Consider the following 21965-nt stretch of genomic DNA (forward strand, 5'->3'; position numbering starts at 1 on the left):
AGATCAGAATGCGCCGAAAGTCCAACCCTCTGTCCACGCAATCTCGGCGGTAAGCGCGCGTGGTTCCCAGCGTTCTGGTTCTTTTGCAGCTTTGCGCAGCCAAGCAGCCGTCAGGAGCGCGTCGGAGGAATGATCGTCGATCTCACCGATCTCGTCCACGGGTGGGCAGCCAAGCGCTTCGAGGGCTGAGTTCAGGTCGGCATAGGTAAGGAGCTTGGTGCGCGAGCCACTTTTGGCCGCGGCCTCGCGTGAGGCAAGACCAGTGTAAATTTCGACTAGCATAGAGCCGCCCTTGCGGACGCGCCGATCAGGCACTTTATCCATCGGCCAGACTGGGAGATGCCCGCGCAACTGGTGCAGCATGCGCATGCCGGTAAGCGAGCTCTTGCCCACTTGCGCGGCTCCCACAAGGTTGAAGTTGCTCACGGGACGACATTTCTGACGCCACTGGGCAATTTCGGCTTCGCGAAAGCGGCCCTGCCGACTGATGGCTTGAGGGAGGTGGAACCGGTCCCCCTCATCCTCTTTGCCATGACGGAAGTATCGCCTCGCATCGGGGTGTTTCACAAAGCTGTTTGCCCCCAGATGTGGCTCTGCATCGCAAATGGCATCGATCAAAGCCCAGAGCTTTTTCGCATGGCTTGGGCTTCGGTCCCACCCGGGAAAGAACGCGCCGCAATCGTTGAAGGGTAGGCTGATGCCAAGATCTATCCCCACCAGTGTATTGACTGGCAAGTCATCGCGCAGGATCTCGAGCACATCTTGCCGGGAGAAACCGCCTTTGGGAGGCTCGACCAAGACCGGTGCCTCTCCTTGTTTGGTGGCAAGGGCTAGAGCAATGCCCTTGTGACGTTCGCCTTTGGCACCCGACCAATCGATGGCGAGGAAGTGGTCAAACTCTCTCATGAACGCTCAGTCCTAAGCTTGTTCCAATAATCGATCCGCTCCCTGACCTTGCGTTCAAAGCCGCGCTCGACGGGCTCGTAGAAGGTTTGCGGGGACATTTCCTCAGGCCAATAATTGTCACCTGAGAAGCCATCTTCAGCCTCATGGTCGTAGGAATAGCCCTCACCATAGCCGATGTCTTTCATCAGCTTTGTCGGAGCATTGAGGATGTTGGCGGGCGGCATCAGGCTTCCGGTTTCGCGGGCGGATTTGAACGCAGCTTTTTGCGCGGCGTAGGCAGCGTTCGACTTGGGGGCGGTAGCGCAATAGAGGCAGGCCTGAACAATCGCGAGCTCGCCCTCGGGACTTCCCAAGAATTGATATGCGTCTTTCGCAGCCAAGCATTGAGTTAGGGCTTGCGGATCCGCCAGGCCAATATCTTCGCTCGCAAAACGCACGAGGCGTCGAAGCACATAAAGTGGCTCTTCTCCAGCCGTCAGCATGCGCGCCATGTAATAGAGCGATGCTTGCGGGTCTGAGCCACGCATGGATTTATGCAGCGCGCTGATGAGATTGTAATGCCCGTCGCGGTCCTTGTCGTAGACAGCCACGCGGCGTTGCAAAAACACGCTGAGGGCTTGCGGATCAAGCGGTTCGGTCAACTTTGCATTGTAGAGCGTCTCCGCCTGTCCAAGCAGAAAGCGGCCATCTCCATCTGCGCTGGCGATTAGAGCCGCGCGCGCATCATCGGTAAGGGGGAGGGGCCCTTCCAAGCCTTCCGCCTTGGACATGAGCGCCCCCAACGCCTCATGGCTTAGCCGTTCGAGGATTAGTACCTGTGCACGGCTCAAAAGCGCTGCGTTAAGAGCAAAGCTTGGGTTTTCCGTCGTCGCGCCGACCAGAGTAACCGTGCCACGCTCAACAAAGGGCAAGAACCCGTCCTGCTGTGCGCGGTTGAAGCGGTGGATCTCGTCCACAAAGAGCAGGGTCTTCTGTCCGGCAGCAGCCACCTTGTCGGCTTCGGCAAAGGCCTTTTTCAGATCAGCGACCCCCGAGAACACAGCACTTATTGACTGAAAGCGCATGCCAACGCTTGCGGCGAGCAACCGAGCGATACTGGTTTTGCCGGTGCCAGGCGGCCCCCACAGGATCATGCTGGCAAGTTTGCCTGCCGCCACCATACGCCCGATGGTGCCTTCCGGGCCGGTCAGATGCTCTTGACCTATCACTTGCGAAAGGTCGCGAGGGCGCAGACGGTCGGCCAGCGGTGCATCGTCACGCGGGTGCCGTTCACTCGCCGTAGGGGCCAGAGGTGCGTCATTTTCAAACAAATCAGCCATTCGCAGACGGGCATAAGCCGTTCATCGGGAAATGCCACAAAACAGACCATCCCCCCTTGAAGTGATAGGTCAAAGATATATCTTTATTGCCATAAGAAGTATCAGGAGTGTTCTAAATGACTTGGAATAATAGAAATGGCGGCTGGGAAAAGCTTGGCCCAATGATCGCTATGATGGCAGCGTCAGCTGCTTCCGACTGGGACAGTGGCGAGCGTCGCACGCGCCGCAAGTCCAAGGAATGGCACGACGGGGCCCAACGCCGCAAGCGCCGTGGCCGCATGTTCGGCACAGGTGAGCTTCGCTTGGCCCTCCTTGCTCTGATCGCGCGCGAATCGCGTCATGGCTACGAACTGATCCGCGCGATCGAAGATATGACCGGCGGTAGCTATGCTCCCTCTCCGGGTGCGGTCTATCCGACCCTGCAAATGCTCGAGGAAGAAGGGCGGATTAAGCCTGCCAAAGCGAAGGCGAGTGATGATGGCGAAGGTGCGAGCAAAAAGCCCTTCAAAGCGACCAAGTCAGGCAAGGCCGAGCTTGAAGAGCGCGCCGATGAGGTTTCAGAACTGATGGAACGCCTAGGTGAGCATGGTGAGCGCACAGAGAAGATTAAACAAAAGTCTCCAGACCTTTTCCGCGCGATGAGCAACCTTGGCAGCGTCCTCAAGAACCGCGCACGTGCTGGCAAGCTTGACCAAGCTGCAATGAACGAAATCGTCGACATTATTGATGAGGTCGCCAAGCGCATCGAGCGCATGTGATCTCACGCAGATTTGCTCTTCGGGGCTTGAAAGTTTACCCCTCTCCCTGGACGAAAACGTTTCAAGGGGAGGGGAGACTCATGGAAACGATTGGCGACACAGGCGTAAAGACACCCTGGCATCTCTGGGTTGTCGGCGTACTTACTCTGCTGTGGAATTCGCTAGGTGGCTTTAGCTACACGATGACACGGCTTGGCATGCTTGAGAACCTGGGCATGGGTGAAGTGGAGATCGCCTATTTCGCTTCCGCGCCGGCATGGTCAAACTTTTTTTGGGCGCTAGGTGTTTGGGGCGCAATCCTGGGCTCGATCTTGCTTTTGCTGCGCTCACGCTTCGCGTTTTATTCGGTCGCAGTCGCCATCATTGGCCTAGTTGGCTCGAACATCTGGCAATATGGTTTAAGCAATGTTCCAGAAAGCCTCGCCAGCCCTACACTGACAATCCTGGTATGGATTACGACCTTGTTCATGCTTGTCTATGCGCAGCGCATGGCGAAAGCCGGCGTGCTTCGCTGATCTAGCCTGCAAGTTTTACCGAGGATTTGGCAGCTTCGGCCTCTTGCAGCGCGCGCCTGTCTTGGACCAAGCGAATGTAGGTATCGGCGACGACCTGGTTGATCGACTCCCAACTGTATTCGAGGCTGCGCTCCTCGCCCGCTTTGCCATGTGCGTGGCGAAGATCGGCATCGGTGCAATAGGGAGCAATCGCCTCAGCTAGACCATCGCTATCTGGAACTTCGGCGCCTTTCTTTCCCTTGAGAGGGATGAGCCGGCCTGTCTCGCCGTCTTTAACAAGGCTTGATGCGCCGGTTGCTCCGGCCGCAATCACTGGCAGACCACTTGCCATGGCTTCAAGTGTCACATTGCCAAAGGTTTCGGTCACGCTTGGGTTGAAAAAAATATCTCCGCTTGCAAGTGCGTTTCCAAGATCAGTGCCAGTCTTAAACCCGGCAAATATTCCTCCAGGAAGTGCTCCTTCAAACCAATCGCGTGCGGGGCCGTCACCAATCACCAGCACTTTGTGCGGGACTTGGCGCTTGCGCAATTGAACAATCGTCTCGGCAAAAACGTCGAGCCCTTTCTCCATCACGAGGCGGCCCAGGAAAACAATCGCAACGTCATCATCAGCGAGGCCGATCGAACGACGCCACTCCATATCGCGCTTTTCCGAAGCGAAAACCGACCGGTCCACTCCCCGTGACCAAAGCGCGATATCATCGTGCATCTTCATCGCCAGAAGCTCATCAATCATGCTTTGCGAAGGCGCGACCAACGCATCGCAGCGATTGTAGAAGCGCTTCATGATCTTGACGATTGGCTGCTCAAGAAATGCCAGATTGTAATAGCGCGGGTATGTCTCAAACCGTGTGTGGACCGATGCAAGAACAGGAATATCGTACTCTTGTGCCCACCTCAGCGCCGCGTGCCCCGACGGGTCGGGTGAGGAGACATGCACGATATTGGGCTCAAATTTCACCAAGTCACGTTTAACCGCACTCCCCAACCACAAGGGCAGACGGTATTCGCCGCGACCTTTTACGGGCATTCGCACATTGGGCACATGAACGACGTCGCCAGTTGGCTCAAAGTCGGGCTCCGCGACGGTCGGCGAATAGACGCGCACCTTCGCACCCTTGCCAAGCAGTGTGCCCACCAGGCGATTGAGTGCCTGATTCGCACCATCGCGGGTGTAGTTATAGTTGCCACTAAACAGGGCAATGCGAAGGTCAGAAGTCTGCATGGAGAACTTTACTTAGAAGAATCAGCGCGGCGTTACCATACTCAACGAGTTTGGCACCAATGTTCATTGACAGGAAATGTGCGATCTCTACATGCGGCTCCGGGCCACGCGGTCCCAACGCCGCGCGAGCTCTCTGTAAGGAGAGAATACATGACTGACTACGCACGTGGGCTCTTGCACGAGCCACCGCTCAAACCTGAGCGTCCTCAATTTTCTTCCGGTCCAACGGTTAAATTCCCGGGCTGGTCCCTAGACAAGCTGAAAACAGATTCGCTGGGTCGCTCGCACCGTTCAGCGCTTGCCAAAGGCCGCCTGAAATATGCGATTGATCTGACGCGCGAGTTGCTTGGCATTCCAGACGACTACCTCGTCGGCATTATGCCAGCGTCTGACACGGGCGCTCTCGAAGCGGCCATGTGGAACATGCTTGATCCTGCACGCCCGGCATCGGTCGCTGCGTGGGAAAGCTTTGGCAATGTCTGGATTCAGGATGCGGTAAAGCAATTGAAGCTTCCCAACCTGCAAACGCTGACTGCTGACTATGGCGAGATTCCTGATCTCACCACCATCCCTCAGGCGAACGATGTTGTCTTCACCTGGAACGGTACGACCTCTGGCGCGACGATCCCCAACACCGACTGGCTCGAAGAGGGCCGCGAAGGGATCACCATCAACGACGCCACCAGCGCGATCTTCGCGATGGAAATGGACTGGGCAAAGCTCGATGCGACCACCTTCTCTTGGCAGAAGGTTATGGGCTCAGAAGCTCAGCACGGCATGCTTATCCTTTCACCCAAAGCGGTAGAGCGGATTGAAAGCTATGACCCTGATTGGCCGCTGCCCAAGCTCTTCCGCCTTAAAAAAGGCGACAAGATCAACAAGGGCATCTTTGAAGGCGCGACCATCAACACGCCTTCGCTGCTTGCGACCGAAGATTATATCGCGGCGCTTGAGTGGGCGAAGTCCATTGGCGGCCGCGAGGCTCTGTTTGAGCGGGCGAACACCAACGCGAAAATTGTCAAAGAGTGGATCGAAGCCAAGCCTTGGTTGAAGAACATGGTCTCTGACCCTGCCAAGCGCACCAACACCGGCGTTTGCATGCAGTTCACCGGCGATTGGTACGAAGGTCTGTCGGCTGAAGATCAGGCTGCGGTGCCTAAGAAGATCGTCAAGATGCTCGAAGAGCGTCACGTTGGCTATGACTTCAATGGATACCGCGATGCGCCGCCTTCGCTTCGTATCTGGTGCGGTGGAACACTCGAAGCAGAAGACATTTCACGTCTGCTGCCCTGGATCGAGTGGGCCTACGAAACCGTCAAGAACGGCTGAGCCAATTATGCGAGCCCCAGCGAAGGCTGGGGCTTCCCTCAATCAGTGACTAGCCGCATGAGGTCCCAGCCTTCGCTGGGACTCGCGAAGGAATATACCATGAAACCCAAAGTACTCATTTCCGACAAAATGGACCCCAATGCAGCGCGTATTTTCGAAGAGCGCGGCTGTGAGGTTGACGTAATCACTGGCGAAACGCCCGAAGAACTCAAAGCACGTATTGGCGAATACCACGGTCTTGCGATCCGCTCTTCGACCAAGGTCACCAAAGAAATCCTCGATGCCGCCACCAATCTCAAAGTGATTGGCCGTGCTGGTATAGGTGTGGACAATGTCGATATCCCATATGCCAGTGGCAAAGGCGTTGTTGTGATGAACACGCCGTTTGGCAACTCGATCACCACCGCCGAACACGCGATTGCGATGACTATGGCGCTCGCGCGTCAGGTGCCACATGCGAACACGCGCACCCAGGCGGGCGAGTGGCCCAAGAAAGACTTCATGGGCGTCGAACTCACGGGCAAGACCTTTGGTTTGATAGGTGCAGGCAATATCGGCTCAATCGCAGCCAGCCGTGCACAGGGCCTTAAAATGAAAGTTATCGCTTACGATCCCTTCCTCACCGAAGATCGTGCACTTGAACTGGGTATCGAGAAGGTCGATCTCGACACGCTTCTCCAGCGCGCTGATTTTGTCTCGCTCCACACTCCGCTTACTGATGAGACCCGCAATATCCTTAGCCGCGAACGCCTCGAGGGGGCGCGTCCCGGCATTCGCATCATTAACTGCGCACGGGGAGGCTTGATCGACGAGGCGGCGCTTAAGGACTGCCTCGAAAGCGGCCAAGTTGCTGGTGCGGCCCTTGACGTGTTTGCAGAAGAGCCTGCCAAGGACAATCCGCTGTTCGGCGCGCCTAACTTTATCTGCACGCCGCACCTCGGTGCCAGCACGACAGAGGCGCAGGTCAATGTCGCGTTGCAAGTTGCCGAGCAATTGAGCGACTACCTCGTCAATGGCGGCGTTACGAACGCCCTAAACATGCCTAGCCTTTCCGCAGAAGAAGCACCCAAGCTTAAGCCTTACATGGCCCTTGCTGAAAAGCTGGGGAGTCTTGTCGGGCAACTTGCACACGGCAATCTGACTAAGATCAGTATTGAGCGCGAGGGTGCTGCGGCTGAGCTTAATGGTAAGCCGATTACCGGCGCGGTTCTGGCGGGTTTTATGCGCCGTTATTCCGACACGGTAAACATGGTCAATGCACCATTCCTCGCCAAAGAACGCGGGCTTGAGGTCTCAGAAATCCGCCAGAACCGCGAAGGTGCCTTTAACACGCTCATTCGCGTCTCAGTTGAAACTGACCAAGGCACGCGCTCGGTCGCTGGCACGCTTTTCGGTAACGAAGCACCGCGCCTGGTCGAGATTTTCGGTATCGGGATCGAAGCTGAACTTGATGGGCACATGCTTTACGTCGTCAATGACGATAAGCCGGGCTTTATCGGCCGCATTGGTACGCTGCTTGGAAATCACGGCATCAATATCGGTACCTTTAACCTTGGTCGCCGAGATGCAGGCGGCGAGGCGGTACTGCTGCTGAGCCTTGATAATGCCCTGGCGTCAGAGGTATTGACGGAAGCGGAAGGCCTTGAAGGCGTGAAGATGGTCAAAGGGCTCAGTTTCTAACGCCTCGATCAAAAAACCGCTCGTGCTGAGCTTGTCGAAGCACCGCACTTTCTTCTAGTGCGCTGTCTCAATGACAAAGACGGCCCTTCGACAGGCTCAGGGCGAACGGAAATTGCATAGATGACCCAAAACACCGACCTCCTGCCAGAGGGCCTCGAAGATCGACTGCCCGAAAGCGCCCCGCGGATCACAACCGCGATGCGAGCCTGTCTCGATGCTCTTGATGCCCATGGCTATGACCGAGTGCAGCCGCCGCTTCTCGAATTTGAGAGCTCGCTCGCCAGCCGTATGGAGGGTGTTCGGACCCGCGATATGTTTCGCTTTGTCGATCCGGCGAGCCTTCGTACCCTGGCGCTTCGCAGCGATATCACCCCACAAATCGGGCGCATTGCAGCAACCAGCATGAAGGACGCACCGCGCCCGCTTCGCTTGGCCTATTGCGGTGATACTGCACTGATCAAAGCAAGCCAGTTGAACCCTGCGCGGGAGCGTTTGCAGCTAGGTGCAGAGCTGATTGGCGCAGATACCGTCGAAGCCGCCGCTGAAAGCGTGGTGACGGCGATTGCCGCGCTTAGGGCAGCTGGGATTGCAGGTATCTCCGTCGATTTCACTTTGCCAGACTTGGTGGCGACTTTAGCGAGCGGCGACCCGTCCTTTGATGCAGACACGACTGATGCCATCCGCCGTGAACTTGATACGAAAGATGCGGGAGGCCTTAAGGCAGTAGGCGGAGAGGCATTCCTCCCATTGCTGTACGCTGCGGGACCTATCGATAAAGCTCTTGCAGTTTTGCGAGAATTTGATGTGAGCGGTGCGCTTACTACCCGACTTGGCGGCCTTACCGCCATTGCCGAGCGCGTGGGAGAGACGGCTCGAGTGTCCCTGGATCCGACGGAACGGCACGGCTTTGAATATCAAAGCTGGTTTGGTTTTACCCTCTACGCAGAGGGACTACGCGGAGCGATTGGGCGCGGCGGAACTTATCGTATTGGCGGCACCGAAGAGGCGGCAACTGGTTTTACGCTCTACCTTAACGCGCTCGCACAAATCGCCCCACAACCAGATCCGCAGCCGATGGTTTATCTGCCAACTGATCACGAACCAGCAATCGCGGCGCAGCTTCGGCAAGAAGGTTGGCGCACCAAAGCACAGCTTGGTGAAGGCGAAGACCCGGCAGCGCTGGGCTGCACGCATAGGCTGGACGGAGCGACCGCTGTCGCGCTCTTGTAGTCCCCTAGTTGATGCTACTCTACCGATGCGGATACACTCCGGATGGAGCAATCAAGCTGTCATTCAGTCAAAAAACGCTATAGGTTTGGCTGTCTGGTAACCTTTTTGTGTGCACGGTGGCTGCAATGATCACTTTTCGAGCTTCCCTTTGGGCCTGCGTTGGGCTTGTCGCTATCACCGCCACTCCTGCGATTGCAGCAGTTGACGAGTACTCCATTGAACCCTCGCAACGGCTCGACATCAACCTTGACGTGTGCTCAGCGGAAAGCCAGCTCGCCGTACGCGGCGACAGCGGGACCGACCTCGATTTTGAGGTGATTTCGCCAAGTGGTGCCATGCTTGTCTCCGATGCCGGAATTGACGACTATCTCAGCCTTGTTCTTGAAAATGAGAGCGAGGATTGCAGACAATTCAAGCTGTCGGTCTCTAATCTGGGTGACGAAAAGAACGACTTCACCGTTATGCTTGAGCCGATCATGGCAAGCTCCACGCGGGTGAAGAAGTACATCGTTCAGGGCGAAATGACAGAGGTCCACGGGTTCAAAGCCTGTGGCACGTCCGCTAGTGTGAGCGCGCGCGGAGATGGCGATACGGATCTTGATTTCATCGTTCGAAATTCTGACGGAGGGATCGTCCATGAGGATGCAGGGACAGGCGATCAAACCACCTTTGAACTGGCGGGTCTGCTCTCTGATTGTGAGATGTTTGAGATCGAAGTCACGAACCTCGGCGGCGTCTATAATGCGATGATGCTGGTGGTTGAGCCAAAAGGCCTTGAGACGGTCGAGTTTGCCGGAACAGCGCCCGCAACCAGCCTTGCCGCAGCGGTCGCCAACGGTGTAGGTGGCGAGCCGCACACCGTTGAAGCGGAAGGAAGTGGGCCGGGTACATACAAAGCGAGCGCCAACACCCAGCTGATGGTCAACCTCCCAGTCTGCGGTGTTCGGCGTCTTGAAGTGCGCGGCAGCGGGGTGAGCGATCTCGACTTTACTTTGGCTGACAGTGAAGGCGCTGAGGTGCACACAGACATGGACTTGTCCGATGTGACATTCAAAACGTTGGAGCCGAGTGGCGAATGTGAGACCTACAGGCTTGCGGTCAACAACATCGGAGCCACCGACAACTCATTTGAGGTTGCGCTCATTGATCCGTCCACGCGTGTGGGGGATTTGGGGCAGGGCGAATATTTGATCGATGCGAGCGCATCGACAAAATTCCCGCTTCAGATCTGTGCTGAAACCAGAATCAGTGCGCGCGGAGAAGGACGCACTGATCTTGATTTCGATGTGACCGATTCAAGTGGCAACTCGATGCACTCAGACTATGACCTTACTGATGCAACCGAATTCACGATTGATCCAAAGGGCGCGTGCAAGGATTACCAAATCAGTGTGAGCAATCTGGGCAACACCAATAACATGTTGACGATTGCCTTTGGAGAGGCAGCAGTCGACCCTCGTAAGCAAGATGGCCCGTTTGTCGTAGGTCCCACACAGCCAAATTCAGCGATCGCAAGACCCGGACAAATCGCTGGTTTTCGCAAAGGTCTTGGCGGCGAAAACGCGGAGTTAAACCGCAACATCTCGCTTATGAACCGAACTGGGGAAGCTCTTGAGAGTCTTTATTGGTCCAATTCTGCGACTATGGGTTGGGGCAAGGACAGGCTTGCGACAGCCTCGCTCGCTCGCAATCAGCAGTGGAACATTGAAGTCACCGACGGTTCGGAGGCCTGCATATTCGATTTCAAGGCTGTTACGACAAGCGAACGGGTGATCGAAGTGGGCCAAATCAACGTGTGCGAAGAATCCGCTGTGACCTTTGAATAAAGGCGGGCAACTCTGTACTGCACGCTTGCTCTTAAATGCCTGAACGCCTACTGACGCGCCCGCAATAACTTCCACAATTCTCCGACATAGAAAGCTAAAGGTTTCATGGCCAACGTCACCGTGATTGGCGCCCAATGGGGCGATGAGGGCAAAGGCAAGATCGTCGATTGGCTCGCTTCACGCGCTGATGCTGTTGTCCGTTTCCAAGGTGGTCATAACGCTGGCCACACCTTGGTGATCGATGGCGAAGTGTACAAACTATCGCTTTTACCATCGGGCATTGTCTCTGGTACAATGAGCATGATTGGCAATGGCGTTGTGCTCGACCCATGGGCCTTGCGCGATGAGGTCGCCAAGCTGGAAGGCCAGGGCGTGGAAATCACTGCCGACAATCTGGCGGTTGCCGACAATTGCCCGCTGATCCTCCCGCTTCATCGTGATCTCGATGGACTTCGGGAAACACAAGCAGGCAAGGGCAAGATCGGGACGACAGGTCGCGGCATCGGCCCAGCATATGAAGATAAGGTGGGCCGCCGCGCGATCCGCGTGTGCGACCTCGCCCATCTTGATAGTCTCGAGCCGCAATTGGACCGGCTCTGCGCGCACCACGATGCTCTGCGAGCGGGCTTTGACCAGCCACCAGTGGATCGCGAGAGGCTGCTCGAAGAATTGCGCGATGTGGCACCATTCGTGCTCCGGTTCGCACAGCCCGTTTGGAAGCGTCTCAAGAAAGTGCGCAAGGCAGGCGCAAAGATCCTGTTTGAGGGCGCGCAAGGCGTGCTCCTTGATGTTGATCACGGAACCTATCCTTTTGTTACCAGTTCCAACACGGTCAGCGGCACAGCCGCTTCTGGAAGCGGGCTCGGTCCCAATTCCACTGGCTTTGTTCTCGGTATCGTCAAGGCCTACACCACCCGCGTTGGCAGCGGGCCGTTCCCGACCGAACTAAACGATGAGGTCGGGCAGGGCATTGGCGAGCGCGGCCATGAATTTGGCACTGTCACCGGCCGTCAGCGTCGTGTCGGCTGGTTCGATGCAGTTTTGGTGCGGCAAACGTGCTCAATCTCTGGCGTCACAGGCATTGCTCTGACCAAGATTGACGTGCTCGACGGGCTTGAAACGGTCAAAATCTGCACCGGCTACCGTCTGAATGGCAATGTCTACGACTACCTCCCCACTCACGCCGCTGATCAGGCTGTGGTAGAGCCGATCTATGAAGAGATGGAAGGTTGGTCTGAGAGCACCGCGGGCGCGCGCAGTTATGCAGATTTGCCCGCCAACGCGATCAAATACATTCAGCGTGTTCAGGAGCTTATCGAATGCCCGGTAGCGCTCGTCTCTACCAGTCCCGAGCGCGATGACACGATCCTGATGCGCGATCCTTTCGTGGACTAAGGGCACCCTTGCTAAAAGAGTCCTTGCCTGGGACGTGCGATAACAACCCCAATTGCAGCGAACAGCGGTGGTGAGTACAACCGTTCACTATGCAGCGCCTACTTGTCCTCTTTATTGCTCTTTTGCTCGCATCATGTGCGGGTCAGAATCGTGGACAAGGACCTCGTGATCTCGGTGCTCGCTCCTCTGAAACTCCAGCAGCATCAACCAATCGAGGTCCCGCCTCGCGTTCTGTCGGGCGCGGAGGGCAATCGCGTTATGGACCGATTGCCGATTATCTGATTGTCGACAAATCCGAGCGCCTTTTAGTCGCTTATGAGAATGGCAAACCCATCCGCGCATACCGTGGTCTACAATTTGGGGATGCGCCAAAAGGGCATAAGCGTTTTCAGGGCGATGAGCGCACTCCCGAAGGCATTTACCGGATCGATTGGCGTAACCCGCAAAGCCGCTTCCACCTGTCCTTGCGCATATCATACCCCAACGACAACGACCGCGCCTTTGCGTCGCAATATGGTCGATCACCGGGCGGGGATATCTTCATCCACGGGCAGCCCAACCAGTTGGTCTCTGGCCGGATGCGAGGGGATTGGACCGATGGGTGCATCGCGCTCTCTAATGATGAGATTGAAGAGCTATGGCGTATCGTGCCCGACGGTACACCCATCGAAATTCGGCCTTAGTCTTGTTGCTTCTCTTCTGAGAGAAGGGCCACTTGCACCTGCAAGCGCTTAATCTCGCGCAGGATCGTAAGCATGTTCATCCGGGCAAACATCCATTCCTTTGCGAAGCCCATAAGCACGATCAGCGTCAGAGCGAGTATCGCCCACAAGGTGTGCTCTACTGGGTGGCGCGTGTGTGCGACCTGATAGAAGGCATAGAGCAGCCCCATACCAAGCACAAAGGTGAAACCAAACAACAGCTTCGCCCAGCCGCCCAGCGGTCCTTTCCATGTGTCGCCGATCTGTTGAAACATCCCGCGATCGGCATCAAGGTTGGTAAGGAACGCATAGTCGTCCTGATCAAGTGCCTCTGAAATTTTGTCATCGATTTCGGCCATTGCCTTCTCCTTTATGTGCTGGGCCCCAAGGCATCTTTGAGTTTGCGCCGGGCGTTGAATATGCGGCTTTTCGCAGTGCCTTCGGGGATCTGCTGAACCTGAGCGATCTCGCGCAGAGTAAGCCCTTCAACAAAGTGCAGATGCGCTGCCACGCGCAAATCTGGCGTAAGGCTCGCGAAAGCCTGAGTGATGGCTGCCCGCTCGCTTTGGGTTTCGGGTTTGGTTTCCGTGTTGGTCGCAAGGCAATCCATGGCGCTGCGCTCGCGCAGTGACTTGCGAACATACTCCGATCCGCGCCGATGAAGCACGGCAAAAGCGTAGGAGCGAAACCTTGAAGGATCGCGCAGCCTTGAAAGACCTTTGAAGATCGCCAGCCAGCATTCTTGCGCAAGGTCCAACGCCGCCTCGTCTTCCATCCCATAACGCCTTGCCGCGCGGGCGAGACGCGGGTTCCAACGTTGGTATAACCTCACGGCTGCCTGGCGGTCGCCGTCTCTCGCCATCATGACAAGCCATTCGTCATACAGAGCCGCAGAAGCGGGCTGCTCCACACACGATTGCTTGCGATGGGTTGGCGAAAATTTGGTCATCACAGCAGTAGTCGCCCTAATCATGCGGATTGTTCAATCTTTGCCTGAAAAAACCGGCGCAAGGTAGAAAGTCTTGACTTGATCTTTGTTTGTTCTATTTTTGTTTCTACTAGATAAGGGGGCGAGTCGATGTCTAACTCTGAAAACACAACGGAAGACTTTTCTTATGACACCGCGCGAGACGCCGCTCGACTTCCAGCCCGCGTAGCGATTTATGCCGACCGGGCGAGTGTTCGCGCAGAGATCGCAGAGGATTTGAGCGGCGCAGGATTTCGGGCCATCGAAGCAGGCGCATTGAGTGACCTGCTTGACGGACCAATCAGTCTGCTTGGAGATGTGGTTTTGGTCGATTGTCCCTACCTTGATCCGTCGAGCTTGGCGGCACTCGTGCGGCTCGACATGCGGATCTCGCAGGCCGGAGCGCAATTGATTGTTAGCACTTCGCTTGAAGCGCTGGACTGTGTGTTCAGTGCGCTTGATCATTCGAACCCGCAAATCTTGGTCGGGCCAAGCCGTGCGGAGCGATTAGTCGCAGTGGGCAGCACGCTCTCGCAAATCAGCAATGCGCGGGTCCGCGAGATGACCGAGGAGGACCGGCTGAGCCTCCTATATCTGTCGCGTCAGGTTGATGCGATCGCGCATGAGCTTGATAGGCTCTCGGGTCCACATGGCCAGGTCCAAAAACCGTCGGACCGTAAGCTTTCTGACTTCAAACAGGACTTCCGTGGGCCAGAGGCTAATCCGCTCCTAAACTCAAATGCGCAAACTAAGGAGCCACAGGCAACCTTGCCTGACCCTGGAACTGTGCGCGCGTTGATCGCTCGCCGGCAGGCGCGAATAAAGTTCTTCGAAGGGGAGCTGTTTGCTGACCCTGCTTGGGACATGCTGCTCGATCTCACTGCTGCAGAAGGCGAAAATCAACGCGTTTCGGTTACCAGCCTGTGTATTGCTGCGATGGTCCCTGCAACCACGGCTCTGCGCTGGATCAAACAGCTGGTTGATAGCGATGTGTTCATGCGCATGGCTGATCCAAGTGACAAGCGGCGGGCCTTTATCGCACTGACAGATCAGTCTCGTGAGGCGATGGCGCGCTATTTTGCAGAGATCGAAGTGCCTTTTCGCCAAGCGGCTTGAGACAGCGCGAATCGTCCTCTTTGGTGCGGGCCCACTTCTTCCCCCAGACGCTTGGGCTCGCACCAACTTTCATTCAGGCTGAAGAGCGCTGGAGCCTAAGCGTTTCGTAGAACGACGGTGAGGCCACCTTGCTTGGCCTCCGCCTCCGTTAGGGAGCATCGACCGCTCTCGCAGCTTGCACTTTTCTCGCACACAACCCGAACCGCATCGGCTCTAGAGCGGGCGAGGATTTCGGATGAGATCGTGGAGTCGGCGCAGACGATATCAGCCTCTCCCAAAAGTCGTGCCTGCTTGATCGTTAAATCCTCTGGATCTTGGCTTGTGACCGTAAATGTCTCTTTGTGTACTGCTTTCGTCTGGACTGTACCCTTAAGCCAACCCCCAACCCGATCAACGGACTGGGACGCCATGGCGTCAAGCGCACCACCTTCGCGCAAAGCATTGTCAAGCGCACGCCGTCTGTCGCCACTGTCAGGATAGATCTCGTGAAGCGCCGGGCGGGCCGCAAACAGTTTTCGCGCCAAGTCTCCAAGAGAGCGGGGCAATATCCGCTCGAGCCTGAGCCGAATATGTTTGGCAAGACCAGCTGATGCGCCGCCAGTGCCAACCGCAATCAGCACCGGGTTTCGATCCAGAATGCTGGGAGTGGTGAAATCGCACAACTCTGGGCGGTCAACCACATTGACCAGCATTCCCGCGCAGCGAAGATTGACCGCCGCAACCTCGCATGCCTTGGCATCTTCGTATGCCACAAAGGCGATGCGTATGCCTTCGTCGATGGCGCGCTGCTGGTCATCTTCAATGATTCCACCAGCGCGCTCAACCAGCCTTCGCTTGGGCTCAGCCGCCGCACCTTCTCCCAGAACCAGGACGCGCTCGCCGGAAATCTTGTGGAACAAGGGAAGGCTGGCGAGTTCGCTCATCGCAGTCGATCAATCCAGCCATTCAGGCACGCGTTCTGCGTCCATAATTGCGCTTGCATCGATCCGGTCAGCAACCACCGCGAACTTGTCTCCGTCGACCAAAACCTCGGCAACAAAGCCGCGTGAATTGTAGGAGGAGGCCATCGTTGCGCCATAAGCGCCCGCGGTGCGGAAAACGGCCAAGTCGCCTGTCTCAAGCTTGTCGCACAAGCGGCCCATGGCAAAGGTGTCACCGGTCTCGCAGATCGGCCCGACAATGTTGGCGGTCATGTCTGTGCCTTTGGGTTGGACGGCGGTGAAATCGTGATAGGCTCCATAGAGGGCGGGGCGCGCCAAATCGTTCATGGCCGCATCGACAATCACAAAGGGGTCTTTGATCCCGCGTTTGACCCGCACGACGCGGGTCAGAAGCACGCCGGCATTGCCCGCAATCACGCGGCCCGGCTCAAAGATCAGTTTGACGCTCCAATCCTTGGTCATGCGGGCAACCATTGCGCCATATTCAGCAGGGCTAGGGAGTTCTTCGCCTTGTTTGTAAGGCACACCAAGTCCACCACCAAGATCGACGTGAGTGATGGTGTGGCCCGCACCGCGCAAAGATCTGATCAGTTCGTCAATCTTCGCAAAGGCATTTTCCAACGGAGCAAGATCAGCAAGTTGACTGCCGATATGCACCGCGACTCCGCGCAGTTTGACCCCTTTTTCATTCGCGAGCTTGCCAAAGATCTGACCCGCTTCGGTTATGGGCACGCCAAATTTGTTGTCGGCTTTGCCGGTTGAGATTTTGTCATGCGTGCCAGCGTCGACATCCGGATTGATGCGTAGGGTACAACGCGCTTCCATTCCCATTTCTCGGGCAACTTCCGCGAGCTCAAGGCCCTCTTCCTCGCTCTCGATGTTGAATTGGCCAATGCCTGCTTCGAGCCCTGCAGCCAATTCAGTGCGCGTCTTCCCCACGCCTGAAAACACTACATTCTCAGGCGCGATCCCTGCTGCCAAGGCTCGGCGCATCTCTCCAACAGAGACGACGTCGGCGCCATAACCTTGGCGTTGCAACACCTTGAGCACAGCTAGGTTTGGATTGGCCTTCACCGCAAAGGCGATCAGCTTTTCTGGGACATCGTCCAGAGCCTCGCGAAAAACGCGAGCGTGGCGTTCCAATGTTGCGCGCGAATAAACATAGACAGGCGTGCCCACTTCGTCGGCAATGCGCGGCAGCGGCACGTCTTCGGCGTGCATCACGCCGTTCGTAATAGTAAAATGGTCCATGAGAGGTGGGTGTCTTCAGTCAGGGGGTAGATCAAAAGGGTCGTCTTCGCGCTCTTCCGAGCGCCGGCGCAACTCAACGCTGCGCTCCGGGGCGGCGAGTGTCGGCAGCTCGAGCAATTGCTCGGCATCGGGACGCTCACTTTCTCCGAAGGGTGTTGTGGTCATATCACTGCTTGCAAGCGGCTCTAGCGGTGCGCGCGCGCCGCAGGCTGCAAGCGTAACTCCAAGTGCCAAGATCAGCACAGATTTGACAGACTTGACCATTAGTCCTCCATCTCGAGCTCTTTTCGAGCCCGTTTCACTTGCAAACGTACCTGTTTTGGAGCGGTTCCGCCATAGCTTGCTCGCGCGGCCACTGAGGCATCAACACTGAGCGCCGCAAATACGCTTTCCTCGATCCGGTCATCAATGGCTTTGAGGTCGGCCAAAGGCAGCGCGTCCAGGGCGACGCCTCGGCTCTCGGCGAGTTTGACGGCTGCGCCAGTGATATGGTGCGCCTCGCGGAAGGGAATGTCAGCTTGCACTACCAACCAATCGGCAAGGTCAGTCGCGGTGGCATATCCCAGCTCGGCTGCCTCACGCATGCGCTCGGTTCGGAACGTTGCGCCCTCAATCATGCCAGCCATAGCCGCAATGCACAGATCGAGCAGACCAGCGGCTTCGAACACCGGTGGTTTGTCATTTTGCATATCCTTGGAATAGGCGAGTGGTAGACCCTTCATCGAGATCATTAGCGATGTCGTGCAACCTGCAATGCGCCCGGCATGACCGCGTACCAATTCCGCAGCGTCGGGATTTTTCTTCTGCGGCATGATCGAGCTGCCGGTCGAAAGCGCATCGGGCATCCGCACAAAGCCATAGGGCTGACTCGCCCAAATGATGAGTTCCTCTGCAAGCCGCGAAAGGTGGAGCGAGCATTGGCTTGCTGCCATAAGATAATCGAGTGCGAAATCGCGGTCAGAGACGGCATCAAGGCTGTTATGGGTTGGGCCATCAAAGCCAAGCACTGCCGCGGTCATGTCGCGATCAATCGGGAAGCCCGTGCCCGCAAGCGCAGCGCTCCCCAAGGGACAAAGGGCCAACCGCCGTCGAGCGTCAGCAAAACGATCCCGGTCACGCGCGATCATCTCGTAATATGCCATCAGGTGATGACCGAGCGTCACGGGCTGCGCGGTTTGCAGGTGTGTAAACCCGGGCATGATTGACGACGCGTTCTCATCTGCCCGCGTCACCAGCGCCACTTGCAGCGCCTTCAGCCCGGCATCCACGCGGTCGATTGCATCGCGCACCCATAGCTTGAAATCGGTTGCTACCTGATCGTTGCGGCTGCGCGCTGTGTGTAGCCGACCAGCTGCAGGCCCGATCAATTCGGCAAGGCGCGCCTCCGTCGTCATGTGAATGTCTTCGAGGTCCCAGTCCTCTGGCACACCGTGCGCTTCGTATTCAGCCGCGACCGCGTCCAACCCTCGAGCAATCGCCTCGGCGTCCGCTGCGCTCACAATATCTTTCGCTGCGAGCATAGCGACATGGGCTTTGGACGCGGCGATATCTTGCCGCCAGAGCGCCTTGTCGAATGGGATCGAGGCATTGATTTCGCGCATAATCGCGCTAGGTCCGTCCGCGAAACGTCCGCCCCACATCGCATTTGATTGGGTATTGTCTTTGGAGTCGCTCATGATCCGCCGTAATTCACTTCCGCTTGCTCTTTGCTGCTTTGCTGCTCTGGCCCTTGCCGGGTGCGATAGTGGCGCTGAGACACCTGCGCAAGAAAGCGCTGCTTCATCGGGTGAAAATGATGCTCCGCCTCCACCACAATTGCCGGGCCAGATCGTGCGCGCTTTTGCGGGCACAGAGCTTCCCGCGCTTCAATTTAGCGACCCCGAAGGCAATACACTTGACCTCGGACAACTAGACCAACCGGTGCTGGTGAACCTCTGGGCGACCTGGTGTGTGCCCTGCGTGGTGGAAATGCCAGCGCTCGATCAGCTAGCAGCGGAAATGGAGGGTGAGGTGAGGGTGCTTACCATCAGCCAGGATAATCGCGGTGCTGAGGTGGTAATCCCGTTCTTCGAGCAGCGCGATTTTCGCTATCTGGAGCAATGGCTTGATCCGCAAAACGATCTTGCGGTGGCGTTCTCGGACGGCGGATTGTTGCCTGTGACGGTGCTCTTCGATGCAGAGGGCAAAGAACTACTGCGTGTCGCTGGTGGTTATGAGTGGGATAGCGAAGAAGCGATTGCTCAGGTTCGGGAAGCACTAGCGGAAGGGTAGTGTTTGCTGAACCACACCCCTCCTTTGCGGTCGGGAGAGTTTTGGCTAAAATCACGCCCCGCATGATTTTGTGTCGCAAAACTCTGGTGGGCGATGACAGGCTCGAACTGCCGACCCTCTCGGTGTAAACGAGATGCTCTACCAACTGAGCTAATCGCCCCAACCAGTGTTCCGCTCCAGCCCATTTGGCTGGTCGGAGCGCGCCACCTAAGGGGCAAGCGCGCTCCGGTCAAGACCATCTTCGATGGTTTATGCGAAAGGCCCGCTTTTTAGCGGACCACGTCCATCTCATCGATCAGCACTTGTGCGCCGTCGACCTTCTCCATCACCCACAGCATATAGCGCGAATCGACGTGGATTGAGCGCGTAGTGCGCGGGTCGAAGTCCCAGTCCGAGTTTACACTTTCGAACGTGCCATCGAACAGCAGGCCGACGAGTTCGCCTTGCGCATTCAAGGTGGCTGAACCGCTGTTCCCGCCGGTCACATCGAGGTCAGACATGAAGTTGACCGGAACCGAACCGATGGAATCAAGCTCGTAGGAGCCATAATCCTTCGCCTCAATTGCATCCAACTGGCTTTGTGGAGAGTTGAACGGTTCTTTGCCGGTGTCTTTTTGGGTAATCCCTTCAAGGCTGGTGAAGGGCATATAGGCCATTCCGTCAAACGGTGATCCACCCATCACATTCCCAAATGTGATGCGCAGGGTTGAGTTGGCATCGGGGTAGGGCAGGCCTCCTTCTTCGCGCTGCCAAGCGGTAATTGCCTCCATGTAAGCTGGGCGAAGAGCCAACGCGCGTCCACCGCGCTCTTCCGCCGCATCCTCAAGACCGCGCTCATATTCATACAAAGCGACCGCGAGTTTCACGAAGGGATCGTCGCTGGCTTCGATTGTCGCAGCATCGGCCTCCATCATGGCCAAACGGATTTCGCCGTCGCCAAGCGTGGTGCCTTCGTAATAAGAAGCGAGCAGGGCATGAAGGTCATCGACCGTCGTGTCGGCGGTAAGGCCCAGGGCCTGATCGAACACGGCGACCCGCTCTTCAGCAGGTTGGCCAAGATAGCCAGTAAGGAAGAGCGTCCACTCCGACTGGTCGACCCGAGCGTCATAGCGCCGATCGAGCGCTTGCAAGCCTTGACGGAAGAAGGTCATGTCGCGTTCCTGATAGCCGGGCTCACGCTCTGCATCGGGAAGCTCGCGTTCCTTCGATAGGCGGTAGAGGCGCTGCGCTGCGGAGAGCAAAGCAGGGCGGGTAGCGTTGTTGTACCAGAAGTTGGTGCGCGAGGCGGTCGCGCTTTCGACCGATAGCTCGGAAAGGGCTTCGATCGCGGGAGCGTAGTCTGCGCGCGCTTCGTCAGCTGCGATCCAATCGGCAAGAGCGGCTTCTCGCGCTGCTCGACGGTCCACCAGACCGACACGGCGTGCGCCATCGATTTGACCGCGCAGGTTTTTCTCAAAGTTGTTGAGACCGGCTAGGCGGCTCTCATATTTTACCCGTGCATCTGACCCTTCAGGAGCGGCGTTCTCGATCGTCTGAATCCAGCTGGTAAGCAGGCCTTGGAAAGTCGGATAAGTCCAACCGAACGTGTTCTGAACCTCTGCCAGCAGCGTGTAACGATTGGTGGAGCCAGGATAGCCTGCGACCATTACAAAGTCGCCATCGTCCAGACCAGCTGCGTTCACTTTAAGGTGGTGTTCTGGCGCGTAGGGGACGTTGTCTTCGCTAAAGTCTGCGGCGGAGCCATCGGGTGCGACATAGGCGCGGTAGAAGGCGAAATCGCCCGTATGGCGCGGCCACTGCCAGTTATCGATGTCGCCGCCATATTTGCCGATGCTATCGGCTGGCGCGTAGACAAGACGCACATCGCGCACTTCTAGGCGCTTGATGAGGGTGTATTCCGCGCCGCCGTAGAAGCTGGCGACGAGGCATCGGAAGCCGGGCTCTGCCTCGCATTCGGCAGTGATGTCTTTGCGGCGTTGCTCAATGGCGGCGTAGCGGTCGACCGGCGACATATCCAAAGTGCCTTCGCGAACACGATCCGTCACATCGGTCAGTTCAGTTGTCACATAGATCCGGCTTCCCGGAGCCGCTGGAAGCTCATCACCCTTTGTGCCTGCAAGAAAGCCGTTCTCAAGGTAGTTGTTCTCAGCGGTCGAATTGAACTGCACCGACCCGCGCGCGCAGTGGTGGTTGGTGACCACGAGACCCTCTGCCGACACAAAGCTTGCCGAACACCCGCCCAGCGAGATCACCGCACCCATTGGAAAGCCGGTGAGGTCGGTCAAATCGCTTGGGTCAAGCTCAAGGCCCGCTTCCTGCAATTGGTCTGCAATGTCAGGCAATTGGGCGGGCGTGAACATGCCCTCTTTGGCAAGGGCAGGAGCAGCGAGCGCGCTGCTCAAAAGCAGGGCGGCGGAAAGAAGTTTGGTGGCTTTCATGAAGTTTCCTCATCCCGGAACAAAATTGCTTGAGCGGGTGCTAAGAGCAATCAAGCGTGGTTGCAAACGGATTGCCCCCTATTCGCACATTGAAAAT

At 57.0% G+C, this 21965-nt stretch carries 20 protein-coding genes and 1 tRNA gene; 10 read left to right on the plus strand and 11 right to left on the minus strand.

Translation table 11 applies throughout. The features are described from left to right. Window positions 1–3: 3 nt before the first annotated feature. Window positions 4–906: a hypothetical protein gene (locus tag Q0778_RS14650; RefSeq protein ID WP_298337082.1), complete on the minus strand. Its 903-nt coding sequence runs from the start codon at window positions 904–906 to the stop codon at window positions 4–6. Then, entirely contained in the window at window positions 903–2225 is a 1323-nt protein-coding gene (locus tag Q0778_RS14655) for a replication-associated recombination protein A (RefSeq protein ID WP_298337084.1), read from the minus strand. Before Q0778_RS14655 ends, Q0778_RS14650 begins: the two co-directional genes overlap by 4 nt. 116 nt (window positions 2226–2341) lie before the next feature. On the opposite strand from Q0778_RS14655, the gene Q0778_RS14660 reads away from it, so the two are divergent. Both Q0778_RS14660 and Q0778_RS14665 read left to right on the plus strand, forming a co-directional pair. Next, on the plus strand, window positions 2342–2983 hold the full coding sequence (locus Q0778_RS14660; RefSeq protein WP_298337086.1) for a PadR family transcriptional regulator: 642 nt from the start codon (window positions 2342–2344) through the stop codon (window positions 2981–2983). Between the two features lie 80 nt (window positions 2984–3063). After that, window positions 3064–3498 carry a hypothetical protein gene (locus tag Q0778_RS14665; protein WP_298337088.1) on the plus strand — a complete coding sequence of 145 codons (435 nt, stop codon included), beginning with the start codon at window positions 3064–3066 and terminating at the stop codon, window positions 3496–3498. A 1-nt stretch (window position 3499) separates the two neighbouring features. Here Q0778_RS14665 and Q0778_RS14670 read toward each other — a convergent pair whose 3' ends face one another. Then, complete coding sequence (locus tag Q0778_RS14670) at window positions 3500–4723, minus strand: glycosyltransferase family 1 protein (protein WP_298337090.1); 1224 nt, start codon at window positions 4721–4723, stop codon at window positions 3500–3502. Window positions 4724–4873: 150 nt separating this feature from the next. Between Q0778_RS14670 and Q0778_RS14675 the strand changes: the two genes are divergently transcribed. The 6 genes from Q0778_RS14675 (at window position 4874) to Q0778_RS14700 (ending at window position 12866) form a co-directional block, all read left to right on the plus strand. Beyond that, entirely contained in the window at window positions 4874–6052 is a 1179-nt protein-coding gene (locus Q0778_RS14675) for a phosphoserine transaminase (protein WP_298337091.1), read from the plus strand. 99 nt (window positions 6053–6151) lie between these two features. After that, the gene (serA, locus tag Q0778_RS14680) at window positions 6152–7732 is read left to right on the plus strand and encodes a phosphoglycerate dehydrogenase (protein ID WP_298301875.1); all 1581 of its coding nucleotides are present in this window, start codon (window positions 6152–6154) and stop codon (window positions 7730–7732) included. 120 nt (window positions 7733–7852) lie between these two features. Next, window positions 7853–8962 carry an ATP phosphoribosyltransferase regulatory subunit gene (locus Q0778_RS14685; protein WP_298301877.1) on the plus strand — a complete coding sequence of 370 codons (1110 nt, stop codon included), beginning with the start codon at window positions 7853–7855 and terminating at the stop codon, window positions 8960–8962. A gap of 125 nt (window positions 8963–9087) precedes the next feature. Next, on the plus strand, window positions 9088–10788 hold the full coding sequence (locus Q0778_RS14690) for a hypothetical protein (RefSeq protein WP_298337093.1): 1701 nt from the start codon (window positions 9088–9090) through the stop codon (window positions 10786–10788). A 105-nt stretch (window positions 10789–10893) separates the two neighbouring features. Beyond that, window positions 10894–12183, plus strand: coding sequence for an adenylosuccinate synthase (locus tag Q0778_RS14695; RefSeq protein ID WP_298301881.1), 1290 nt, complete (start codon window positions 10894–10896; stop codon window positions 12181–12183). Window positions 12184–12272: 89 nt separating this feature from the next. Continuing rightward, entirely contained in the window at window positions 12273–12866 is a 594-nt protein-coding gene (locus Q0778_RS14700; RefSeq protein ID WP_298337095.1) for a L,D-transpeptidase family protein, read from the plus strand. On the opposite strand, the gene Q0778_RS14705 is transcribed toward Q0778_RS14700, so the two are convergent. Continuing rightward, the gene (locus Q0778_RS14705) at window positions 12863–13243 is read right to left on the minus strand and encodes a DUF6768 family protein (RefSeq protein ID WP_298337097.1); all 381 of its coding nucleotides are present in this window, start codon (window positions 13241–13243) and stop codon (window positions 12863–12865) included. The two genes, Q0778_RS14700 and Q0778_RS14705, sit on opposite strands and share 4 nt — an antisense overlap. Before the next feature lie 11 nt (window positions 13244–13254). After that, window positions 13255–13833, minus strand: coding sequence for a sigma-70 family RNA polymerase sigma factor (locus Q0778_RS14710; RefSeq protein WP_298337099.1), 579 nt, complete (start codon window positions 13831–13833; stop codon window positions 13255–13257). A gap of 129 nt (window positions 13834–13962) precedes the next feature. Here Q0778_RS14710 and Q0778_RS14715 point away from each other — a divergent pair, with 129 nt between their 5' ends. Next, window positions 13963–14967, plus strand: coding sequence for a MarR family transcriptional regulator (locus Q0778_RS14715; protein WP_298337101.1), 1005 nt, complete (start codon window positions 13963–13965; stop codon window positions 14965–14967). A 95-nt stretch (window positions 14968–15062) separates the two neighbouring features. Here Q0778_RS14715 and Q0778_RS14720 read toward each other — a convergent pair whose 3' ends face one another. The 4 genes from Q0778_RS14720 to argH are packed head-to-tail and all read right to left on the minus strand — an operon-like array spanning window position 15063 to window position 18799. Further along, a complete protein-coding gene (locus Q0778_RS14720; protein WP_298337103.1) occupies window positions 15063–15890 on the minus strand; it encodes an NAD(P)-dependent oxidoreductase in 828 nt (275 codons plus the stop codon). Window positions 15891–15899: 9 nt separating this feature from the next. Continuing rightward, entirely contained in the window at window positions 15900–17159 is a 1260-nt protein-coding gene (gene lysA, locus Q0778_RS14725; protein ID WP_298301893.1) for a diaminopimelate decarboxylase, read from the minus strand. A gap of 15 nt (window positions 17160–17174) precedes the next feature. After that, window positions 17175–17423 (minus strand): hypothetical protein, encoded by a 249-nt coding sequence (locus Q0778_RS14730; RefSeq protein ID WP_298301895.1) that lies wholly within the window; start codon window positions 17421–17423, stop codon window positions 17175–17177. After that, window positions 17423–18799, minus strand: a complete 1377-nt coding sequence (gene argH / locus Q0778_RS14735) for an argininosuccinate lyase (RefSeq protein WP_298337707.1) — start codon at window positions 18797–18799, stop codon at window positions 17423–17425. Before argH ends, Q0778_RS14730 begins: the two co-directional genes overlap by 1 nt. 34 nt (window positions 18800–18833) lie before the next feature. Between argH and Q0778_RS14740 the strand changes: the two genes are divergently transcribed. Then, window positions 18834–19430: a TlpA disulfide reductase family protein gene (locus Q0778_RS14740; RefSeq protein WP_298337104.1), complete on the plus strand. Its 597-nt coding sequence runs from the start codon at window positions 18834–18836 to the stop codon at window positions 19428–19430. Between the two features lie 84 nt (window positions 19431–19514). Here the strand turns inward: Q0778_RS14740 and Q0778_RS14745 are convergent. Then, window positions 19515–19590, minus strand: a tRNA-Val gene (locus Q0778_RS14745). Window positions 19591–19699: 109 nt separating this feature from the next. Further along, entirely contained in the window at window positions 19700–21868 is a 2169-nt protein-coding gene (locus Q0778_RS14750) for a S46 family peptidase (protein ID WP_298337106.1), read from the minus strand. Window positions 21869–21965: the final 97 nt, after the last annotated feature.

The sequence above is a fragment of the uncultured Erythrobacter sp. genome (genome assembly GCF_947502395.1).
Classification (GTDB): Bacteria; Pseudomonadota; Alphaproteobacteria; order Sphingomonadales; family Sphingomonadaceae; genus Erythrobacter.

Coding starts and splice junctions, on each gene's coding strand:
- Q0778_RS14650 (WP_298337082.1), bottom strand. CDS start 906: ATGAGAGAGTTTGACCACTTCCTCGCCATCGATTGGTCGGGTGCCAAA.
- Q0778_RS14750 (WP_298337106.1), bottom strand. CDS start 21,868: ATGAAAGCCACCAAACTTCTTTCCGCCGCCCTGCTTTTGAGCAGCGCG.
- Q0778_RS14665 (WP_298337088.1), top strand. CDS start 3,064: ATGGAAACGATTGGCGACACAGGCGTAAAGACACCCTGGCATCTCTGG.
- Q0778_RS14655 (WP_298337084.1), bottom strand. CDS start 2,225: ATGGCTGATTTGTTTGAAAATGACGCACCTCTGGCCCCTACGGCGAGT.
- Q0778_RS14670 (WP_298337090.1), bottom strand. CDS start 4,723: ATGCAGACTTCTGACCTTCGCATTGCCCTGTTTAGTGGCAACTATAAC.
- Q0778_RS14660 (WP_298337086.1), top strand. CDS start 2,342: ATGACTTGGAATAATAGAAATGGCGGCTGGGAAAAGCTTGGCCCAATG.
- Q0778_RS14715 (WP_298337101.1), top strand. CDS start 13,963: ATGTCTAACTCTGAAAACACAACGGAAGACTTTTCTTATGACACCGCG.
- Q0778_RS14740 (WP_298337104.1), top strand. CDS start 18,834: ATGATCCGCCGTAATTCACTTCCGCTTGCTCTTTGCTGCTTTGCTGCT.
- Q0778_RS14720 (WP_298337103.1), bottom strand. CDS start 15,890: ATGAGCGAACTCGCCAGCCTTCCCTTGTTCCACAAGATTTCCGGCGAG.
- Q0778_RS14705 (WP_298337097.1), bottom strand. CDS start 13,243: ATGGCCGAAATCGATGACAAAATTTCAGAGGCACTTGATCAGGACGAC.
- Q0778_RS14690 (WP_298337093.1), top strand. CDS start 9,088: ATGATCACTTTTCGAGCTTCCCTTTGGGCCTGCGTTGGGCTTGTCGCT.
- argH (WP_298337707.1), bottom strand. CDS start 18,799: ATGTGGGGCGGACGTTTCGCGGACGGACCTAGCGCGATTATGCGCGAA.
- Q0778_RS14675 (WP_298337091.1), top strand. CDS start 4,874: ATGACTGACTACGCACGTGGGCTCTTGCACGAGCCACCGCTCAAACCT.
- lysA (WP_298301893.1), bottom strand. CDS start 17,159: ATGGACCATTTTACTATTACGAACGGCGTGATGCACGCCGAAGACGTG.
- Q0778_RS14700 (WP_298337095.1), top strand. CDS start 12,273: ATGCAGCGCCTACTTGTCCTCTTTATTGCTCTTTTGCTCGCATCATGT.
- Q0778_RS14685 (WP_298301877.1), top strand. CDS start 7,853: ATGACCCAAAACACCGACCTCCTGCCAGAGGGCCTCGAAGATCGACTG.
- Q0778_RS14710 (WP_298337099.1), bottom strand. CDS start 13,833: ATGACCAAATTTTCGCCAACCCATCGCAAGCAATCGTGTGTGGAGCAG.
- serA (WP_298301875.1), top strand. CDS start 6,152: ATGAAACCCAAAGTACTCATTTCCGACAAAATGGACCCCAATGCAGCG.
- Q0778_RS14730 (WP_298301895.1), bottom strand. CDS start 17,423: ATGGTCAAGTCTGTCAAATCTGTGCTGATCTTGGCACTTGGAGTTACG.
- Q0778_RS14695 (WP_298301881.1), top strand. CDS start 10,894: ATGGCCAACGTCACCGTGATTGGCGCCCAATGGGGCGATGAGGGCAAA.